General features: G+C 42.4%; 13 protein-coding genes, 1 tRNA gene and 1 pseudogene. 3 read left to right on the forward strand and 12 right to left on the reverse strand.

Going from position 1 to position 17732, the window contains the following annotated elements; all coding sequences use genetic code 11:
• Positions 1–192 precede the first annotated feature (192 nt).
• From B2V92_RS18260 to B2V92_RS18275, 4 genes are all read right to left on the reverse strand, one after another.
• A complete protein-coding gene (locus B2V92_RS18260; RefSeq protein ID WP_293310865.1) occupies positions 193–1071 on the reverse strand; it encodes a sigma-70 family RNA polymerase sigma factor in 879 nt (292 codons plus the stop codon).
• Between the two features lie 195 nt (positions 1072–1266).
• Positions 1267–3288, reverse strand: a complete 2022-nt coding sequence (gene mobC / locus B2V92_RS18265) for a conjugal transfer protein MobC (protein WP_293310867.1) — start codon at positions 3286–3288, stop codon at positions 1267–1269.
• Positions 3285–4391: a relaxase/mobilization nuclease domain-containing protein gene (locus tag B2V92_RS18270; RefSeq protein WP_293310869.1), complete on the reverse strand. Its 1107-nt coding sequence runs from the start codon at positions 4389–4391 to the stop codon at positions 3285–3287. Before B2V92_RS18270 ends, mobC begins: the two co-directional genes overlap by 4 nt.
• 115 nt (positions 4392–4506) lie before the next feature.
• Positions 4507–4917 (reverse strand): mobilization protein, encoded by a 411-nt coding sequence (locus B2V92_RS18275; RefSeq protein WP_293310871.1) that lies wholly within the window; start codon positions 4915–4917, stop codon positions 4507–4509.
• A 597-nt stretch (positions 4918–5514) separates the two neighbouring features.
• Between B2V92_RS18275 and B2V92_RS18280 the strand changes: the two genes are divergently transcribed.
• The 3 genes and pseudogenes from B2V92_RS18280 to B2V92_RS26565 form a co-directional block, all read left to right on the forward strand.
• Complete coding sequence (locus B2V92_RS18280; RefSeq protein ID WP_293310873.1) at positions 5515–6270, forward strand: CHASE3 domain-containing protein; 756 nt, start codon at positions 5515–5517, stop codon at positions 6268–6270.
• 374 nt (positions 6271–6644) lie between these two features.
• Positions 6645–6875, forward strand: coding sequence for a hypothetical protein (locus tag B2V92_RS18285; protein WP_293310875.1), 231 nt, complete (start codon positions 6645–6647; stop codon positions 6873–6875).
• Between the two features lie 14 nt (positions 6876–6889).
• Positions 6890–7651, forward strand: a pseudogene (locus B2V92_RS26565) (recombinase family protein); the annotation flags it as partial.
• Between the two features lie 719 nt (positions 7652–8370).
• Here the strand turns inward: B2V92_RS26565 and B2V92_RS18290 are convergent.
• From B2V92_RS18290 to B2V92_RS18325, 8 genes are all read right to left on the reverse strand, one after another.
• Positions 8371–8444: transfer RNA gene (locus B2V92_RS18290), tRNA-Arg, on the reverse strand.
• 267 nt (positions 8445–8711) lie between these two features.
• Entirely contained in the window at positions 8712–8945 is a 234-nt protein-coding gene (locus tag B2V92_RS18295) for a hypothetical protein (RefSeq protein WP_293310877.1), read from the reverse strand.
• A 464-nt stretch (positions 8946–9409) separates the two neighbouring features.
• Positions 9410–10573: a mannonate dehydratase gene (gene uxuA / locus B2V92_RS18300; protein ID WP_293310879.1), complete on the reverse strand. Its 1164-nt coding sequence runs from the start codon at positions 10571–10573 to the stop codon at positions 9410–9412.
• Between the two features lie 46 nt (positions 10574–10619).
• A complete protein-coding gene (locus B2V92_RS18305) occupies positions 10620–11444 on the reverse strand; it encodes an SDR family oxidoreductase (RefSeq protein ID WP_293310881.1) in 825 nt (274 codons plus the stop codon).
• An 18-nt stretch (positions 11445–11462) separates the two neighbouring features.
• Positions 11463–12929, reverse strand: coding sequence for a glycoside hydrolase family 30 protein (locus tag B2V92_RS18310; protein ID WP_293310883.1), 1467 nt, complete (start codon positions 12927–12929; stop codon positions 11463–11465).
• 189 nt (positions 12930–13118) lie between these two features.
• Positions 13119–14294 (reverse strand): glycoside hydrolase family 88 protein, encoded by a 1176-nt coding sequence (locus tag B2V92_RS18315; protein WP_293310885.1) that lies wholly within the window; start codon positions 14292–14294, stop codon positions 13119–13121.
• Position 14295: 1 nt separating this feature from the next.
• Positions 14296–15483 carry an alginate lyase family protein gene (locus tag B2V92_RS18320; RefSeq protein WP_293310887.1) on the reverse strand — a complete coding sequence of 396 codons (1188 nt, stop codon included), beginning with the start codon at positions 15481–15483 and terminating at the stop codon, positions 14296–14298.
• 27 nt (positions 15484–15510) lie between these two features.
• Positions 15511–17732 (reverse strand): glycoside hydrolase family 2 TIM barrel-domain containing protein (locus tag B2V92_RS18325; protein ID WP_293310889.1); only part of this gene is annotated, 2222 nt, incomplete at its 5' end.

Genomic DNA, 17732 nt, shown 5'->3' on the forward strand with positions numbered 1-17732 from the left:
CTGAACCGCTCCCATAGGTAGCATAGCTTCAGTCCAAGTATTTCTATCTTTAATTTCATTTTTCTCCTTTCCCCATGGGATATTTTCCCGCATCCTTTTCTCCAAAAAAACGGACCGCGGACCGCAAGCAGCACACACCAGCCAAAAAGCAGTACCGGCAGAATATAGGTTAAAGAAGTTGTCCTACACTCTTCAGCCATAGGCATTCCTTTTCCCTTTCACCAGGGTTTTGAGTTTACGGATCGCCACTTCTTCGATCTGCTTGATCCTGGCAGGGGTCAGCAACCACTGGTCCGCAATTGATTGGTAACTGGATTCCAGCGGGCAGTTAATCCCGTAAAGGCCTTCGATAATACCCCGTTCCCTTGCGGTCAGGGCCGAAAGCAGGCTACCGATAAACAGCTGCTTATCGCTGCCCAGCACCAGGTGGTCCGAAGGCAAAAGTCCATCGTCCGCAACAAGGTCTACCAGCTCCCTCTGGCCGGCTTCATAGCCCTGTGGTTGGTACAGGGATAACGGCTGGCGGTCAAGCTGGAGCTGTTCTGCCATCTGGCCCACCGGAATCCCGACTGCTTCTGCCAGTTCATCCATTGTGGCTGTCCGCTCCAACTGCTGCTCGAGTATGCCCATCTGCTGCTGGGCAACAGTGATGTTGCGCACCTGGTTCATCGGCAGGCGCATCATTCGTGAATGTTCACCCAGGGCCAGCAAAATAGCCTGCCGGATCCAAAAAACGGCATAAGTAATAAATTTGAAGCCAAGCGTCTCGTCGAACTTTTTGGCCGCAGTGATCAGCCCCAGGTTCCCTTCACTGATCAGATCACCCAGGGGCAGTCCGTTCTGCTCGTATTTCTTTGCACAGGAAACCACAAAACGCAGGTTTCCCCTGACCAACCGGTCCAGAGCAGACATATCCCCTTCTCTTACTTTTTTACATAGTATCACCTCTTCCTGTTCATCCAGCAGATCGATCCTGGAAAGGTCACTGAAATACAGGTTCAGCGAATGGTATTCACGGGTAGTGTAGGAAACTTCGATTCTTAGGGACTTCATGCCCTTTGTTTTGTTCATTGTGGTTTCGGGTGCCACCGGTGGTACCCATGGCTTATTTGATCGGCATAAAGATCAAAAGACCATGATTAACCGCCAATACCAGGCATTAAAAAAGTAAATCGGATGGAATTCAAACACTGATAGGAAATAAAATTCTGCATACATTACCACTGTATCCATCAAACAGAATAATACCGCATCCATGCTGGCTATTCATGTGGAAATTACCCTTCCGTTTGGTCTTTCCTGCCCTTTCTTTTTTCCAGCTTTTTTCTTTCTACCTACGGGCATTTCATCCGGTCTGTTGATCACGCCCTCGGTGGCAATGATCTGGGCGACCTCCGATTTGATCCGGTGATAGTTTGCCATGATATCATTTTCGCTGACCGGTGAGATTTCGGGAATATCCTCAAAGCCTTCCTCCTCTTGCGCCATTGCACGGTGATCATTTTGTATCTCGGAGTGGAACATTTTAAGCGCGATCTTTTCCTCGGGATTGTCCGCAACAATCCCGACAAAACTTCCGGACGAGAGTGATGCGATCCGGGAAGCCGGAATGGCCATTTCCAGCTGATTTGATTTGCTGATGGACACATCGCTGCTATTGATGCTTTTGCTCTGCCGGTCCTGCATGATCTTTCCAAAAGTCTCACTCAGTTTTTTCGCGGTATCCCCGGTAACCTGTCCGCTGATAATATTGCCAACGATCCCTGTGATCACCTCAGCCTGTTCGGCGCCGTAATCCTTTTTTAGCTGGCTGAAATCCTGGATGGCCAATGTTGTAGCCACTTTATTGCTCCGTGCCGTGGCAATAAGGCTATCTATTCCTGAAAAGTAGATCGTCGGAAATTCATCAAAAATCAAACTGCTTTTAAGCTTTCCCTTCTGGTTGACGAGTTTGATCATCCTTGAAACATACAGGGATAAAATCGCGCCATAAACCTGTACCTTCTGTGGATTGTTGCCCACACAAATGATCTTGGGCGATCTGGGGTTATTCAGGTCGAGCGTAAAATCATTGCCGCTCAATACATAGTAGAGTTTTGGACTGGAAAGCCTCGCCAGGGCTATCTTTGCGCCTGCAATCTGCCCTTCCAGCTGCTGGACAGCCTGGTTCTGCCATGCCGAAATAAACGGGTTGATGAGTACCTTGATCTCTTCCTCTCTAGCCAAAGCGGTGAAGAGTTCGTCGTATTCGGCCTGCATGAGTTCGATCACGTGCGGTAAGGTACAATAGCGGCCTCCCTGGTACTTGCGCAGGTACCAGATAATGGCAGTCAAAAAATTGATGGGGCTTTCCACAAAAAAATCCCCCTGTTTTTTAATCCACTCACGGTTCAGCCCCAGCATTATCGTTCTGCTGGCTTCGGTCGCATCTGTAATATCGTGCATGGCGGCAGGCTCAAGCGGGTTACAGCGGTGCAAGGGCCTGTCAAAATTGATTACGAAAAATTTCGGCATGACCAGATACTCCTTAGCATATTTTTTGAGCATATTCCAGGCAATGCGACTGAGGTCATCATATTTAAAGTCATAGATGAACATGCTAAATCCTTTTTTGATATGCTGGGAAATGATGTGCCGGATAACAAAATAACTTTTACCGGCTCCGGGTGTGCCGACAACAAGCAGCCCCCTGAACATATTGACCAGGTTGATCCAGCTCTTTCTGGGTTTTCCACGGTAATGGTAAACTGCAGGGAGGTTGACCGAATATTCATTCTCCAGCAAGCGCTCCTCCTGCGGGAATGCTTCATTATCGTGGTTAAATATGTCCCCTTGCAGGCCCTGCTTTACGATACGTGAAATTTTTGCACCGCTGGAGACCATCATTAAATATCCGGCCAGACTCCCACCGATGTAACAGATACTTTTAATGGTCCGGTATTCCACCATATACAAAAACAATACACTTATAAAAAACAGGGAAAGGCCTGTGCAAAACATTACCACAAGCGGTTTAAATGTGATTTTTTCATTCTTGCCGCCTTTACCGCCCAGTATGGAGATCAGCAGAAATAGCATGCTGGCAGCTTTGGGTATAAAGAAACCCTTGAACAGGGTAGTTTTGGCTATCCCGTACAATATCCTATCAATAAAACCGGCATGCAGTCCCATGTCCCTGAAAGTGGCATAACAGGCAAGGTAGAAATGTAGTCCCAGGATGAAAAGACTGATCCACCTGGTCATATCTATAATTTTTCTCAGACCACCGGTATCTTCCCCTGTGTTCATCTCTGTTGTCCCCTTCCCATAAAGCGTTTCTTTTTCTTCTTCTTTTTAACCAATGGACTTATGCCCTGGATAGGTGCCTGTTCATATAAAAATCCGATATCCAGTCCTTTGCTCTCCCCATTTAACTGCTGATCAACTATTATAGTCCCTCTATTTTCCTCTCCCCGATTTTGACCGGGATCGAGGGCGGGTTTTAACCTGGCGGCTATTCCGGCCGCACTGTAATTTTTGCCCAGTTCACTGCCCTTAAAGATCACACGGTTATCGTGATCGATGTAGGTCAGGCCGAATATCCTGCGGTCTGTAGCATGGCTTTGGACCAGGTCTATATTGAGCACAGAAAGGGATGCCTGAAAGTCCTTCATTGTAGGCGTTCCTGCCGAAAGCAGGCTATTTACCCTTTCTTTTAATTCGGCTTTATGAGCAGCCTTTAAGGATTGTTTGCTGCTGAAGTCCTGCTCGAGGTTTTTCAAAATTGGCTTTCCGGATAACAGGCTGGCTTTGATCGGCACGCCTATCTGCTTCCCGCTTTCATCAAGTACAGCAAATAAAAGCCCCTTATGCAGCTGCATTTTTGAACCCTCAGGTCCAGGCAGCGCAATGGCGTTAAACTGTTTTAATATCGTATTGAACTCTGAAAGGTTCCCGTAGAGATACCGGCTCCTTACTGCCTGCACCAATCTGGAAAGGGATTTCCGGGTCTCTTTCTCTCCGTATTCGAGCGTTTTTGGCTCCAGGATTTTATCCGGTCTCAGTCCCGTCTCCTTCCGGCCTTCCGCCACCGTCAGGCCAAACTGTTGTTCGATCTGTTTGCGCACCGGCTCTGACCGTTTGTAACCAATGCCATGGATGTCGATCCGCTCCCCATTGCGTTGGATGTTTGTGGTGACCAGATGGATATGGGGATGATGCGCATCAAAATGCCTGTAGGCCAGATAAGGCTGGTCACGGAAACCTAGACCTTCCATATAAGCCCTGACAATCTCTACAAGCTTTTCGGCATCAAGTTTATCATTCTTATGGAAGTTCAGGCTGATATGCAGCGTATTTGTTTTCACCTTGGCATTCAGCCTGGTCAGACGGGTAAACCTGTTGATCTTCATCTGGGCGTCAGGTCCGTCGGATCTGCTGCAAAACAGTTTGCAAATAGCAGAACTGCCTCACCCAGTTTGACCTTATCTTCATTATAGTGCACAGCACCACTGATTTTCTTTCCGCTCACGATCCTTGTAACCATTTTATGGAAAGTTGATTTACAATCACCAATAGACCATCTATCTTATCTTCTATCGATTTGTAGTGGGCCATTGTCCGGTTAACATAAAACCACTTTTCGTTTGGATTTGCGGTTGTATGGAAATAATGCGTCTGTTGGTTGATATTGATGCCGATCGCCCTGATCTCACGGCGGATGAGTGCAAGCTCTTCCATCACCCCGGTCATACGGTCATCCCGGTAAAAAACATTTATGCGTTCGCCTGTAATGATCTTTCTGGCCGCTGCACAGGGGTTTCTGCAGTCGCTATCCCTGACGATCTTCTGGAGCTTTTGGAGTGTAACCCGATCAATTCTGATCCGCAGGACATGGCAAAGCAGGTTTTCACTATTTTGTGATTTGGGTCTTGGCATCTTTAAAAATTTTTATCGTTTTCTGGAACCGCAAGTCCCGCAGCGGTTCCCCGGCCGTAAGGACGGCAAGAGGTTTTTGTCTACAAAAATCCCTCTTGCTGCGCGCACGGGCGGGCAGAATCCTTCCATGGACATCAGTTTTCTAATGTCGATCACCTCGCTTTGCAACCTCTGGAAATGAGCCTAACAGTTTCCTGATTTTAAGCCGCATGTGCATTCCCTTTGGCGGCACCTTTCTTTTCGGCTTATATAATTGGTGGGCATCTGTTATTACTTTTTCCTTTGCCATATCCATTCCACACATTGACCGGTTTTCCTCCGACATATTTCTTATTAGCAAAGGTGGTGTCGCGGGATCTATTGTCTGGGTAATATTTGGGTACTACCCGGATTTATCATCCGCTGTCCTCCCCGGTTCGAATACCCTAAGTTCACACCGGGTCAACTATCTATCAGAAAACGGATATCGAACCAATGCAGATATTAAATAAAATTAAGTCTTCGGGCGAACCAGAAAATTGCCAGTATAAATACGGTATCGGTGTGCGGTTTACCATTTAGATCGAAAAAAAGTAAATTCGCAAAAAGTAGTCCCCCATGAAAACATCCTTTATTAACCGCCCCTCAGCTGGCTTTATTGTATCTGTATTTTTAACTCTTGTAACCTCAGCACTTTCCTGGTTTTCGGTGCAGCAATTTTTTGCAAGTGAACGCTGGGTAGACCATACCAATACCGTAAAGCAAAAATTAGAGATGGTGATTTCATCTATGAAAGACGCCGAAACAGGACAACGTGGTTTTCTGTTAACCGGTAACGAAAAATTTCTGGAGCCATATAACGGTGCGGAAAAGCTGGTAAAATCAGCCTTTGATACGGTTAGAGTACTAACACAGGACAATACGGCCCAACAAAGTGAATTCAAAGGGCTGAAAGAAATGATCGATGCCAAATTTGATCTTCTAAGGACAACCATAGATCAAAAAAGATCCGGAGGAACAATATCATTAGATATACTGTTGCTGGGTAAATCTTATATGGACCGCACCCGGGTAATCATTACACGTATGGAAAACCGGGAAGATACATTACTGGCAATAAGGCTATCAACCCTCAATCTGTACGGAATTTTTTCATTAACTTCAATAGTCGTTGCTTTCCTGATATCAATGGGTAGCACAATTTATTTCTACAATAGAACCGTCAGGAATTATGAGGATAGGCTCCGCCTGGAAGAAGAACTGAAATCTGAAACTGCTTCTATAGAGAAAAGGGTTAAAACATTAAAAGACTTATCTAAGCGTGTTGGAGATGGTGAGTACGGAATTAAAATAAATCCAGAAGATCTACGCTGATGAAATGAATGTTGGCCCATAATGGGCCGGAACCAATATTTTGAAACTTTTGGGTAATATCTCTTTCAAAACCAGATGTAGATTAGCATTACCTATCCAGCACTATAGAACGTAAGTTTCTTTCTGGCTTTATAAGTTCTCCTTTAAACCTCTCATGCCATCATCAATCTGACATTTGCATTTTTGTAATACTTGCAATATCAGTCCTGTTAATCCAATTTAGCCACTTTGTTAAATTGGTCAGTTCCGGCGAAATTCTCTGATCTTGCAAAAGGTATATTATCTAAATTATTTCTTTCCAAGGTTTACTGAAATTCCTATGCATCCTGGTAAATAAATGATCTAGGTTTCTGCCCTTTATTTACTCAAATATTGTGCCTGAGCTAACGATTTTTATGAAAACGGGGATCATCATGCAGGGTAAAAAGACAGCTAAAGCGGGAAGAAAAGAAATGGCTATAGATCAGTACAAAACATCATTCATTCCGGTTGAAATGACAAAAATATTTGCAAATGCACCTCGGAAATTTAGCAAAAACGAGCAAATTTTGCTATCTTTATTAGTACAGATCATTGTTGAAATCATTACAAAAGAGGAACTATGAAAGCTATTGGCTACATGAGACTAAGCTCCAGGGACCAGTCAAAATCCCTGGAATATCAGGAATCCACAATCCGTTATTATTGCGAAAGAAACAGGCTTGACCTTATTGAACTTTTTAAGGATAACGGAGAGGCAAGTGATACTTTTGACAGGCCAGATTATCTCGCACTGGAGCGTTTTCTTAAAAAATTTAAAGGAGATTGTGATTATCTAATCGTTCTGGATCACGACAGGTTCAGTCGGAATCTGCCTGAAGCATTGATGAAAATAGCCGAGCTGGAGAAAAACTTCGGAGTTAAAGTATTATCTACCAACGAACGGATCGACCTGGACACTTCCGATCCTGATGTTTTCATGAAACGTGCGTTTGATTACATGATCGCAAATAAGGAATTATTTACAATCCGCAGCCGTACCAGGCAAGGGATAAGAAATGCCAGAGAGCAGGGACGTTATTTGGGAAGAGCTCCTATTGGATACAAAAACATTGTTGACGGCTCTAAAAAAAACCTGATTGAAATCGATCCCAAAAAATCACCAATGATAAAAAAGATTTTCCATGATTATCTATTGGGTGTACCTCCATATGTCATTTACAAAAATGTAAAAACGATGGGATTTAAGCTAACAGGGAATAGTGCGATCCACAAAATCCTTCAAAACAGTACTTATGCCGGGCTTATCAGAATTCCGGCTTTTAAGGAAATGCCAGAGAAGTTTGTTAAGGGCAATCACGATCCGATAATATCGGAAAATGAATATTGGATTGTACAGGGAATGCTTGCTAATAAACGAAAAACAAAAATCCGGACAGACGAAGAATTTCCTCTGAGAGGGGTACTGAAATGCTGGTGCGGGAAAAGTATGACAGCTGGCTGGTCTAAAGGCAAACGCCAATACTATCTTTACTACAGATGCCTTGAACACACTAATGTGAATTTACCGGGTGAGCCACTTCATGACCAGTTTAATAAATTAATAGAATCCTTAAGTTTCGATCAGGATCAGCTATGGGTTCTTGGCAAAGGTACTGAAGCAATGATGGTTCAGCCCTTAAAAAATAAAAAGGAAAAAATAATTGAGCTTACTTCTGAGCTAAAACGATTGAACAAAAAGATTGAAGGACTTGAAGACCGCTTTTTGAGTAATCAGATTGAAGCATCAACTTATCAGACCTGGTTTAAAAAACTTAAAGCTGAAAAGTCGGAACTGGAAGCTAAACTTAATCCAAAATCAAGCCCGCAAATGGAAGATGATAACGTTTTCGGAGTTTTATCAGAACTAAAGAGCCTCTTTAACATTTACGAGAAATGCAACGTATTCCAGAAACACACGATTGTAAGAGGGGTGTTCAAAGATGAACTCTATTACTTTGACGGCAAGTTTAGAACACCATATATCAACCAAGCGTTTGAGGGTAACATATTGGATATCAACAAAAAAGGGCTGCTCGAAATCGAACAACCCTTAGATTTTTCAGCAAAAACGCCTTTAAGTACCCCGGAAGGGATTCGAACCCCTGACCCACGGTTTAGAAAACCGTTGCTCTATCCAACTGAGCTACCGAGGCCCATTTTTTAATGAGCTGCAAATATAGAAGTTCTATTTAATATGTAAAAATATATTTTAAACTATTTGGAGGCTACTTTTCTTATTTGAAATAAGTATTTCAGAACGAAGCAATTAAAATTGGTTTTAAAGAAAATAATTTGTTAAAAAACGACTTTTTCTAAAGATTATGCATTTAAAATCTGAGTCGAGTCTTGTTATTTACAGATTTAACAGACCCTGAACTGAATCTGATAGCTATCGGATCAGGGTGACTGTATGTATTAAATCAAGCGTCCTCCCCGTTCCAGATATCATCATCGGCGTGGCTAATTTCATCATGACTTGAAGTAGCACTTTTTAATTCATCGTGATGGTAATTTCTTTCGGGGTTTTCGGGCAATGCGTCATCATGGTTGGCTGGCGCTTTCCTTAAATGCTCCGGCTTTTTAACCTCTGGTAAATCATCGTGTATAACAGATGGTTTCAGTATTGTTTTTTTGGGATGATCGTTATTTTCCATGATTAAGAGGACTCAAATTTTAAGCCATAAATCAAAGGTAATGTAAAATTATGGCTTTTGAGGTTTAACCACAGAGATCGTGGAGAAGAGGCACCGATAACACAGCGCAACAAAAAGACGTCATCTCGACCGAAATGCAATGGAGCGCCCGCCTGCATCGGGCAGGGAGAGATCTATCTTGAGATAGATTTAGCTTCGCTGAGCAATACGTGGTTCTCGACTTCGCTATGTTCCGCTCAAAATGACGGTATTTCTTGAGGGTTTACGCGTTAACGTTAAATTTTCCCTAAAGATCCTGAAACAAGTTCAGGATGATGAATCGAAGGGTGACAGCTTCAATAAAAATCGTCATCTCGACAGTAGTGGAGAGATCTATAAAAAGAGAAGTCAAGTTTTAAAACTTGACTTCTCTGAATTAGCGCAGAGAAAAGATCCTTCGACTACGCTCAGGATGACAGATCCTGTTAATAATTTCCGGTTACCCCTATTTCTAACCCCCTTAGTTCGGCTAAACCGCGTAACCTGCCAATGGCAGAATAACCCGGATTGGTTACTTTCGCCAAGTCATCCAGCATCTGGTGACCATGATCCGGACGGAAAGGAATCGATTTATCACGTAAAGCATTCTCTTCGGTTATGGCTTTCATGATTTCGTACATATTTACATCGCCACCTAAATGGTCTGCTTCGTAGAAACTGCCGTCATCATCTTTCTTTACATTACGTAAGTGCGCAAAATAAACACGCTCTTTAACTGCATTAAAGATCTCTAAGGCATTATTACCCATTCCGGCGCCTAATGAGCCTGTACAGAAACAAACGCCATTGAAAGCCTGATCTACTTCTTTAATGATGTAGTTAAAATCTTCTAAAGTACTCGCAATACGTGGTAAACCCAAAATCGCATAAGGCGGATCATCTGGGTGAATGGTCATTTTAATGCCTTCTTCGGTACATACATCAGCAATTGAAGAAAGGAAATACTTTAAATTCTCTTTCAAACCCTGGGTACCAATGGCTTTGTATTCGTTAATACTGGCGCGTAAGGTTTCGAGTTCGATTTCTTTTTCGTTCGGAATGCCCATCAATACGTTGATGCGAAGATCAACCAGGTCCTGCTCTGATAAAGTAACATGTTTATCTTTCGCTCTTTTTAAGATCGAATCCGAATAATCAGCTTCGGCACCTTCCCTTTTCAGGATATAGATATCAAAGATGGCCAGATCGATCCAGTTAAAATAAAGTGCTTTAGATCCATCGGTCATTTCAAGATCCAGTTGCGTACGTGTCCAATCGAGTACCGGCATAAAATTGTAGCATACAATCTTGATTCCACAGGCAGATAGGTTACGCAAAGAGGTTTTATAATTCTCGATATATTGATCAACATCTGCCCTGCGTGTTTTAATCGCCTCGTGTACAGGCACACTCTCCACCACCGACCAGGTTAATCCTGATGCTTCAATAATTGCTTTTCTTTCTTTAATATCTTCCAAAGGCCATACTTCGCCATGTGGAATATGGTGCAAGGCGGTTACGATACCTGTAGCACCGGCCTGTTTAACGTCTTGTAAGCTTACCGGATCGTTTGGACCGTACCAACGCCAGGTTTGTTCTAACTTCTTCATTATATATGATTACACTGATTATATGATTACACAGATGGACTTTTAATTATACTCCCGAAAATGCGGTAAATCCACCATCAACTTTAATATTTTCGCCGTTTACAAATTTAGAGGCGTCGCTAAGCAAATATACCAATGCGCCGATTAATTCTTCAGGATCCCCGAAACGTTTAAATGGCGTTTTTGAAATAATCGCCTGTCCGCGTGCGGTTAACGATCCATCTTCGTTGGTTAGCAATGCCCTGTTCTGGTTGGTGATAAAAAAACCGGGTACAATGGCATTCATCCTGATTTTGTCCTGATAGCGGTTAGCCAGTTCAACAGCCATCCATTTGGTATAACTGTCGATCGAAGATTTTGCCAATGAGTAGCCTAAAACCCTGGTTAAAGCCTGTGTAGCCGAAACAGAGGATATATTAACGATACTACCACCGTTTTTCGCGATTTCTTTACCAAAAACCTGTGTTGGCATAATGGTGCCGAAAAGGTTAAGATCGAAAGCCTGTTTTAATGCAGGAACATTGAGTTCGAAAACATCGCTTCCCGGTTGGATCACAGCCTCGGCCACATTACCACCGGCAGCATTTACCAGTGCATCAATACGTCCGAATTTAGCTATAATGGTTGCATTTGCATCGATAAGATCCTGTTCGTTCAGTACATCGGCAATAATATAAATGGCTTCGCCACCGGCATTGGTTACATCGGCAGCCCTTTGCCTGGCTACTTCTTCGTTTCTTCCAATTACAATAATTGTAGCGCCTGCAGCGCACAATCCGTTAACAAAAGCCTCTCCTAAAACTCCTGTAGCACCCGTAACCACTACAACTTTGTTTTTTAGCGAAAATAGGCTTTCTACTTCCTTTATCATTTGTTTAGTTAATTTAAGTTATTCTACTACCAATGTTGTTATAGAGTGTGGCAAGCTGGTTGTTGTTGCAGCTTCGCCTTTAATCCATAAACTGTATTTTAATTTGTCATCTGATTGGTTCATTACCACGACCACCAATTTACCATCGGTATTTAAGAAAGCAGTTGATTGCAGTTTATCGCGACTAGATGCAGCACCGATCCTTTTAGCACCCGGACGGATGAATTTAGAGAAATGGCCCATGTAGTAATAAGCATTGGTATAAATCAGTTTATCATTTTTGGTATCGGCATGTACCGGGGCAAAACATAAATTACCCACGTGGTTTGGCCCGCCTTTTTCATCTAAAAGGATATTCCAGTCTGTCCATGCTGCTGTACCTGCGTTAAAATCGTTGATCATTGAGTAACCATAACGCTCGCCCAAGGTCCAGTCGTCGAGTTTATTTACATCATATTTTTCCTTGCAGCCTTCGGTAAAAATCAGGGCTTTATCCGGATAAGCTTCGTGTGTTTGTTTAACGTTACCAAACTGCATACCGCTACCTGTCCACGTTTCGTACCAGTGGTAACCAATGCCCCACACATATTTAGCGGCATCTTTATCATTTAAAATGGTGGTTGCCCTTTGGAAAATCTGATCGCGGTTATGGTCCCAGGCAATTAGTTTCTTCGAAGAAAGACCTGATTTCTGCAAAGTTGGACCTAAGAAATTTTTAATAAAATCGCGTTCTTCTTCAGCTGTAAAGATGCACGATTCCCATTTTTGTTTAGCCATTGGCTCGTTCTGTACACTTAAACCCCAGATTGGAATACCCATGGCTTCGTAAGTTTTGATAAATTTCACATAGTGGTTGGCCCAGCTCTGACGGAAGGCAGGTAATAAATGTCCGCCCTGAACCAAACTGTTGTTATCTTTCATCCATGCCGGTGGCGACCAAGGACTCACAAATAAAGGCAGTTTACCACCAGCAGCTGCAGTGGCCTGTTTGATCAAAGGAATTTTAAATTCCTCATCGTGTGCCACGCTAAAGGTTTTAAGGTCTTTGTCGTTATCCTGAACATAAGTGTAACTCCCACTCGAGAAATCGCAGCTGGCAATATTGGTACGTGCCAAAGTATAGCCGATGCCTTTATCCTGGCTATAATAAGCAGTTAAAAGTTCCTGCTGGTTCTTTTTTGATAGCTTGGCAAATGTTTCGGCCGAAGCATCGGTTAACGCACCACCGATCCCAACCAAAGTTTGATATTTAACCGTTGGATCTACAAAGATACATGGCTCTGTTTCAAAAGGTTGTTTATTCTCAACAAAATTTAAGGTTTCGGTTTTGCTGATGCGGTATTCTGATTTTTCGGCAGTGGTATAAACCGTTACCTTTTTATTGGCAACGGTATAGGTTTGTACGGGTTTAACCGCCTTTTTGTTCTGTGCAGCCGCAGTAAATGCAGTTGCCAAAACCAATAGGATGCTCAAATTTTGTTTCATTACAATATTATTTATTTGATTTAGCCTTGTAAAGCTGTTTTTATATTATTTGCGGCCCAATTTGCGAATAAATCGTTTTATCCGGGCCATAAAATCTCAAATTTAACAGGTCAATTTCAGCATGTTTTAAGGCATCCCTTTATAACCTGTTATCATTTAAGCAAATACAGTCATTTAAATCCGAAATTTTTATTTTTTACTTCTCAACAAAGCTTCCAGGTAATAATAATCTGCATAGTTAATCGGCACATCAATTTCAGATTTGGCCGGACGGTGTCCTGTGCTGTGCTCTAGAATAAAGCCATAGTTTGCCCCCGGTTTGCTGGTATATTTTGTGCTTAAAGAATATAGAATTTTATCGGCCGCTGCTTTGTATTTTTTACTGTTGGCAGGGCTATATTTTGCCAGTTCGTAAAGTGCAGATGCAGTAATTGAAGCAGCAGAAGCATCACGGGATACATCAGGGATTTTAGGATCGTTATAATCCCAATATGGAATACCATCTGCCGGGGTAATTTTACTGTTCAAGATAAAACCTGCAATACCATCAGCCTGAGCCAGATAACCTTTGTTTTTGGTTTCGCGGTAACACATGGTGTAGCCATACAGTGCCCATGCCTGTCCACGTGCCCATGCCGATTCGTTTGCATAACCCTGTGCAGTTACTTTCTGGCGTACGTTTCCTGTTAAAGTATCGTAATCGATCACATGGTAAGAGCTAAAATCAGGTCTGAAATGATTTTTCAGTGTGGTATTGGCGTGTTTTACCGCAATTTTATAAAAAGATGAATCGCCTGTTAATTTTGTGGTTTCGAATAACAGTTCAAGGTTCATCATGTTGTCGATAATTACCGGATATTTCCATTTATCGCCGTTATGGTCCCATGATTTGATTACACCTGCTGTTGCATTAAACCTGGTTGACAATGATTTTGCCGCCTGGATAATTACTGCTTTATAAGCCGGATCGTTGGTTAAACGGTATCCGTTACCGAAAGGACAATAGATCATAAAACCCAGATCGTGCGTTCCTTTGTTAAATTGCTCTTTTTTGATGTCTTCAGTATATTTTTTAGCCAGCTCAAGCCATTTTTTATCCTTGGTATACTGATAGAAATACCAGAGTTCTGCCGGAAAAAATCCGCTGGTCCAATCCTTGGATATCACCATTTTAAACTGCCCGTTTTCTACGGTACGCGGTGAAACCAGGTTTGGCTTTACTTTTCTGGCCGAATCTACATTTTTGATCAGTACATCGGTTTGTTTTGCCGCCGATGCAAAGGCTTTTGCTACATTTACTTGTTGTGCTTTTACTACACTGAAAGACAGCATACTTAATGCTGTTATGGTTAGTTTTATGTTCATGTTATAACCAGATTATTGGGTTACGGATAGGTAAATTTCTAATTACTTCTTCTACTTGTGGTTTGTGGTCTAATTTTGCCCAGGTTTGGTACCAGTTTGTCTGTTTAAACTCTACTGCGCCAAACAATAAAAACGGCTGTGCAACAGGCCAGTTTTCCCAGTACATTACATCGGGCGGTAAAGTCCATTTGCTTTTATCGGCAATAAACGGATAAAGATAAGTGATCCCTTTTTTAATCGATTTACCATCAGTGGTCTCAAAATTCCAAAGGTTATCTTTTGGAGTAGATAATATCTGGCAGAGCATGGTCATGGCATCAAGATTAAAAATCGAATAACCATAAGGTTTTGTACGTGCTGCTTCTAATGGGAAACTACCGTCAGCGCCCATTTGATTTGGCAGAAGAATGGTTTTATAACTGGCACGTAATGAATCGAGCATGTTTTCGTCGCCGCAAAGTTTGGCAAACGAAGCCACCTGCATGGCCCAACAAGTTGCGTGGTTGTTTTTAACGGTTTTTTCTTGTATACCCGGTTTACTTGTATTTAACCATAAAGTATAATCGGCAAACCATTTTTTAACGCCTTTTGCAGTTTCAGGATCAAAAGCTTTGGCTTTTTGCATCACAAATGCGCCCTGAGCCACTTCCATTAAATGGATGGTATCTATAATACCGTAGTTACGACCGGTAAATTTTCCTTTTACAGCCTGCGCAAATAGTAAATTGGGGTTCATCAGCGTTTCTGAATTGATAAACCAGGCCTGAAAATGTTTAACAGCTTCTTTCACATATTTTTCGTCGCCGGTAATTTTGTAAGCCGAAGCTAAAGCACCGATAATTTTACTGAAACGTACCATGGCTTTACGGTGATCCAAAAAGTTATCAGGATTGGTTAATCCGTCTCTGTTGATATAAGGGCCATCGGGGTTTTGCGGATCAGGCCAGAAATAATCGGCTTCGGAAAAGAAATCGTGTTTTCCACCCGCACTTCTTGGCGAAGACGAAGCAGTAACGGTAATTGGTTTCTGTTGCATGGCCCAGGCTGCCTCGGCTAAAATCTGTTTTTTTAATACTGCTTCGGCCTGTTTTTTTAAATCCGTTCCTTTCGGATTGTCTTTCAGGGAAGCAAAGGCTGTTCCGGTAAAACAGAGCAGCACTGATAATGCATAAGGGATGATTTTTTTCATTGGCTTATATTTTTCTTGGTTAGGATGTTATAATGTTGTAAAAACTGTTTTTAAACCTTCTGAGCTTACGGATACTGCACTCTGCCCTTTATTTAATCTCACCTTAATAATGGCTCTTCCGTTGTAAGTCTGCACTTTTCGCGATCCTGATGAAGTACCCTGGTTATCAATCAATTTACCATCACCTGTTAAACCAAAGGTTATCCAGTTAATGGCATCTAAACATTGTACGCCTTTATCATCATAAAGCTTTACTTCAACAGTGGCCACATCATCCTGCTGATCGATTTTCTTTAATTCCAGTTTAGCTGGCTTGGTCCATTTTTCGGTTTGGTAAGTAAATTTAATTTCGTCGGTTACGGTTTCTTTTCCTTTTTTTGCGATTACTTTAACGGTGTTTTCGCCTTTAACAAAAGGGAGGTTCCAGCGCAGGCCTGCCGCAGGATAATCCTGGCTGTTGCGTTTTTTACTTCCAAAACTTTTACCATTCAGGAAAATTTCGGCTTCGCTGCAGTTCGAATATATTTTAACCATTTTCTCTTCGCCTTCATCGCCCCAGCGTACCGGCCAGGTATGTCCGTAAATATGGACCATCGGTTTTTCTGTCCAGTATGATTGGAAAACATAATAAGATTCCTTTTTGGTAAAATCTCTTTCCACTACGCCTTTCTGGTTTACATAAGGCACAGGATTATCCGGACGTATTGCCGTAGAAAAATCCTTAAAAGGCCAATAGGCTGTTCCACTTAACCAAGGCATGGTTTCCTGTTCTTTTAAATGCCAGTCGATTAAATTAGCAATGTACGATTCGCTCCAGTCGCCATCTTTCGATATCCTAGCCGCACCACCATATAAAGAGGCATCGCCTGCCCTTTCATCGGCACTGCCACCGGTTTTAATCTTACTTAAGGCTTTATCCGGATTTTCGGAATGGCGCAATGCATGACTGTCACCGCCCCATTCTACGTGTAAAAAGCGTTTAACCTTTGCAAACTCATCCTCCGAAGCCTTTTTATAGTCGGTATAGGCACCACGGTACCAACCGGCCCATATAGATGGCGAATACACATCTACAATATCGCTACAGAAATCGCATCGGCGGATAGCGGTATAACGCGATTTATCCAATTGATGTGAAAGATCGTTCAGTTCTTTCATAAAAGTCCTGATTTTTTCCTTATCAAATTCTGGGAAATCGCCCGGCCAGTCGTTTTCGTTGCCCAAACCCCAGATAATGATTGATGGGTGGTTATAATGTTGCTCTACCATGTTGGTGAGCATTCTTTTTGCCTGTTGTTTGTAAGTATCCCCACCTAAACCACCGCGGCACCATGGAATTTCTTCCCACACCAAAATACCCAAACTATCGCAAAGGTTTAACACAATACGCGATTGCTGATAATGGCCCAAACGGATAAAATTAACCCCCATATCTTTCATCATCTGCATTTCCTGGCGGATCATGTTTTCTGTCATAGCTTCCCCTACACCCGCATGGTCTTCGTGACGGTGCGTGCCACGTAATAATAAACGTTTTCCATTGAGATTAAACGGGCCTTTTTCTACAAATTCGATATTGCGGAAACCTACTTTTTCTTCGCCTTTATAATTTCCGGTTGAAGCAATTACTTCGTACTGAACCGTGTATTGAACGGGCTTATCGGTTGACCATAACTGTGGTTTCTTTACCTCTACAGACCATAAATCGATCTCACCACTTAAATTATTGAGTTTTTTCTCTGTTTTGGCTACAATTTTACCTGCAACATCAACCAGTTTTAACTGAACAATGGCTTCGTTAATGCCCGATGGATTATATAAACGTGTTTTAACGCTTAATTTACCCAATTTGCCCTGCGCATCTACTTCAGCCTTGGCAAATAGCTTATCAACCGAAAGTGATGGCGCATAAACCAGGTTAAGGTAACGGTAAATGCCCCCATAAATATTAAAATCAGAGAGATCGGAAGGGATCATTTCGAGATCTCTAGAATTATCGGTCCTTACTGAAACCGGTACTTTTCCTTTAAACTGTTTTTGGTAGATATCCGTTTTTTTGAAAGCCGCTACAGCATCGGTAATATCAACTGTCCATTCGTCGTAACCGCCAACATGCGTACCTACTTTAGTTGTGTATACGTAAACTTCTGTTTTTTGACCAGCTCCTTCAAAATGCAAAATAGTCCTTCCGTTTTGGTAAGGATTCTCGATTTTAAGCTGTGTACGATACCAGGCCGGTCCCTGATAAT

Origin of the sequence: Pedobacter sp. UBA5917 (genome assembly GCF_002432345.1) — a bacterium.
Taxonomy (GTDB): domain Bacteria; phylum Bacteroidota; class Bacteroidia; order Sphingobacteriales; family Sphingobacteriaceae; genus Pedobacter.

Coding starts and splice junctions, on each gene's coding strand:
- B2V92_RS18260 (WP_293310865.1), bottom strand. CDS start 1,071: ATGAACAAAACAAAGGGCATGAAGTCCCTAAGAATCGAAGTTTCCTAC.
- B2V92_RS18295 (WP_293310877.1), bottom strand. CDS start 8,945: ATGGAAAATAACGATCATCCCAAAAAAACAATACTGAAACCATCTGTT.
- B2V92_RS18280 (WP_293310873.1), top strand. CDS start 5,515: ATGAAAACATCCTTTATTAACCGCCCCTCAGCTGGCTTTATTGTATCT.
- B2V92_RS18275 (WP_293310871.1), bottom strand. CDS start 4,917: ATGCCAAGACCCAAATCACAAAATAGTGAAAACCTGCTTTGCCATGTC.
- uxuA (WP_293310879.1), bottom strand. CDS start 10,573: ATGAAGAAGTTAGAACAAACCTGGCGTTGGTACGGTCCAAACGATCCG.
- B2V92_RS18305 (WP_293310881.1), bottom strand. CDS start 11,444: ATGATAAAGGAAGTAGAAAGCCTATTTTCGCTAAAAAACAAAGTTGTA.
- B2V92_RS18270 (WP_293310869.1), bottom strand. CDS start 4,391: ATGAAGATCAACAGGTTTACCCGTCTGACCAGGCTGAATGCCAAGGTG.
- mobC (WP_293310867.1), bottom strand. CDS start 3,288: ATGAACACAGGGGAAGATACCGGTGGTCTGAGAAAAATTATAGATATG.
- B2V92_RS18310 (WP_293310883.1), bottom strand. CDS start 12,929: ATGAAACAAAATTTGAGCATCCTATTGGTTTTGGCAACTGCATTTACT.
- B2V92_RS18320 (WP_293310887.1), bottom strand. CDS start 15,483: ATGAAAAAAATCATCCCTTATGCATTATCAGTGCTGCTCTGTTTTACC.
- B2V92_RS18315 (WP_293310885.1), bottom strand. CDS start 14,294: ATGAACATAAAACTAACCATAACAGCATTAAGTATGCTGTCTTTCAGT.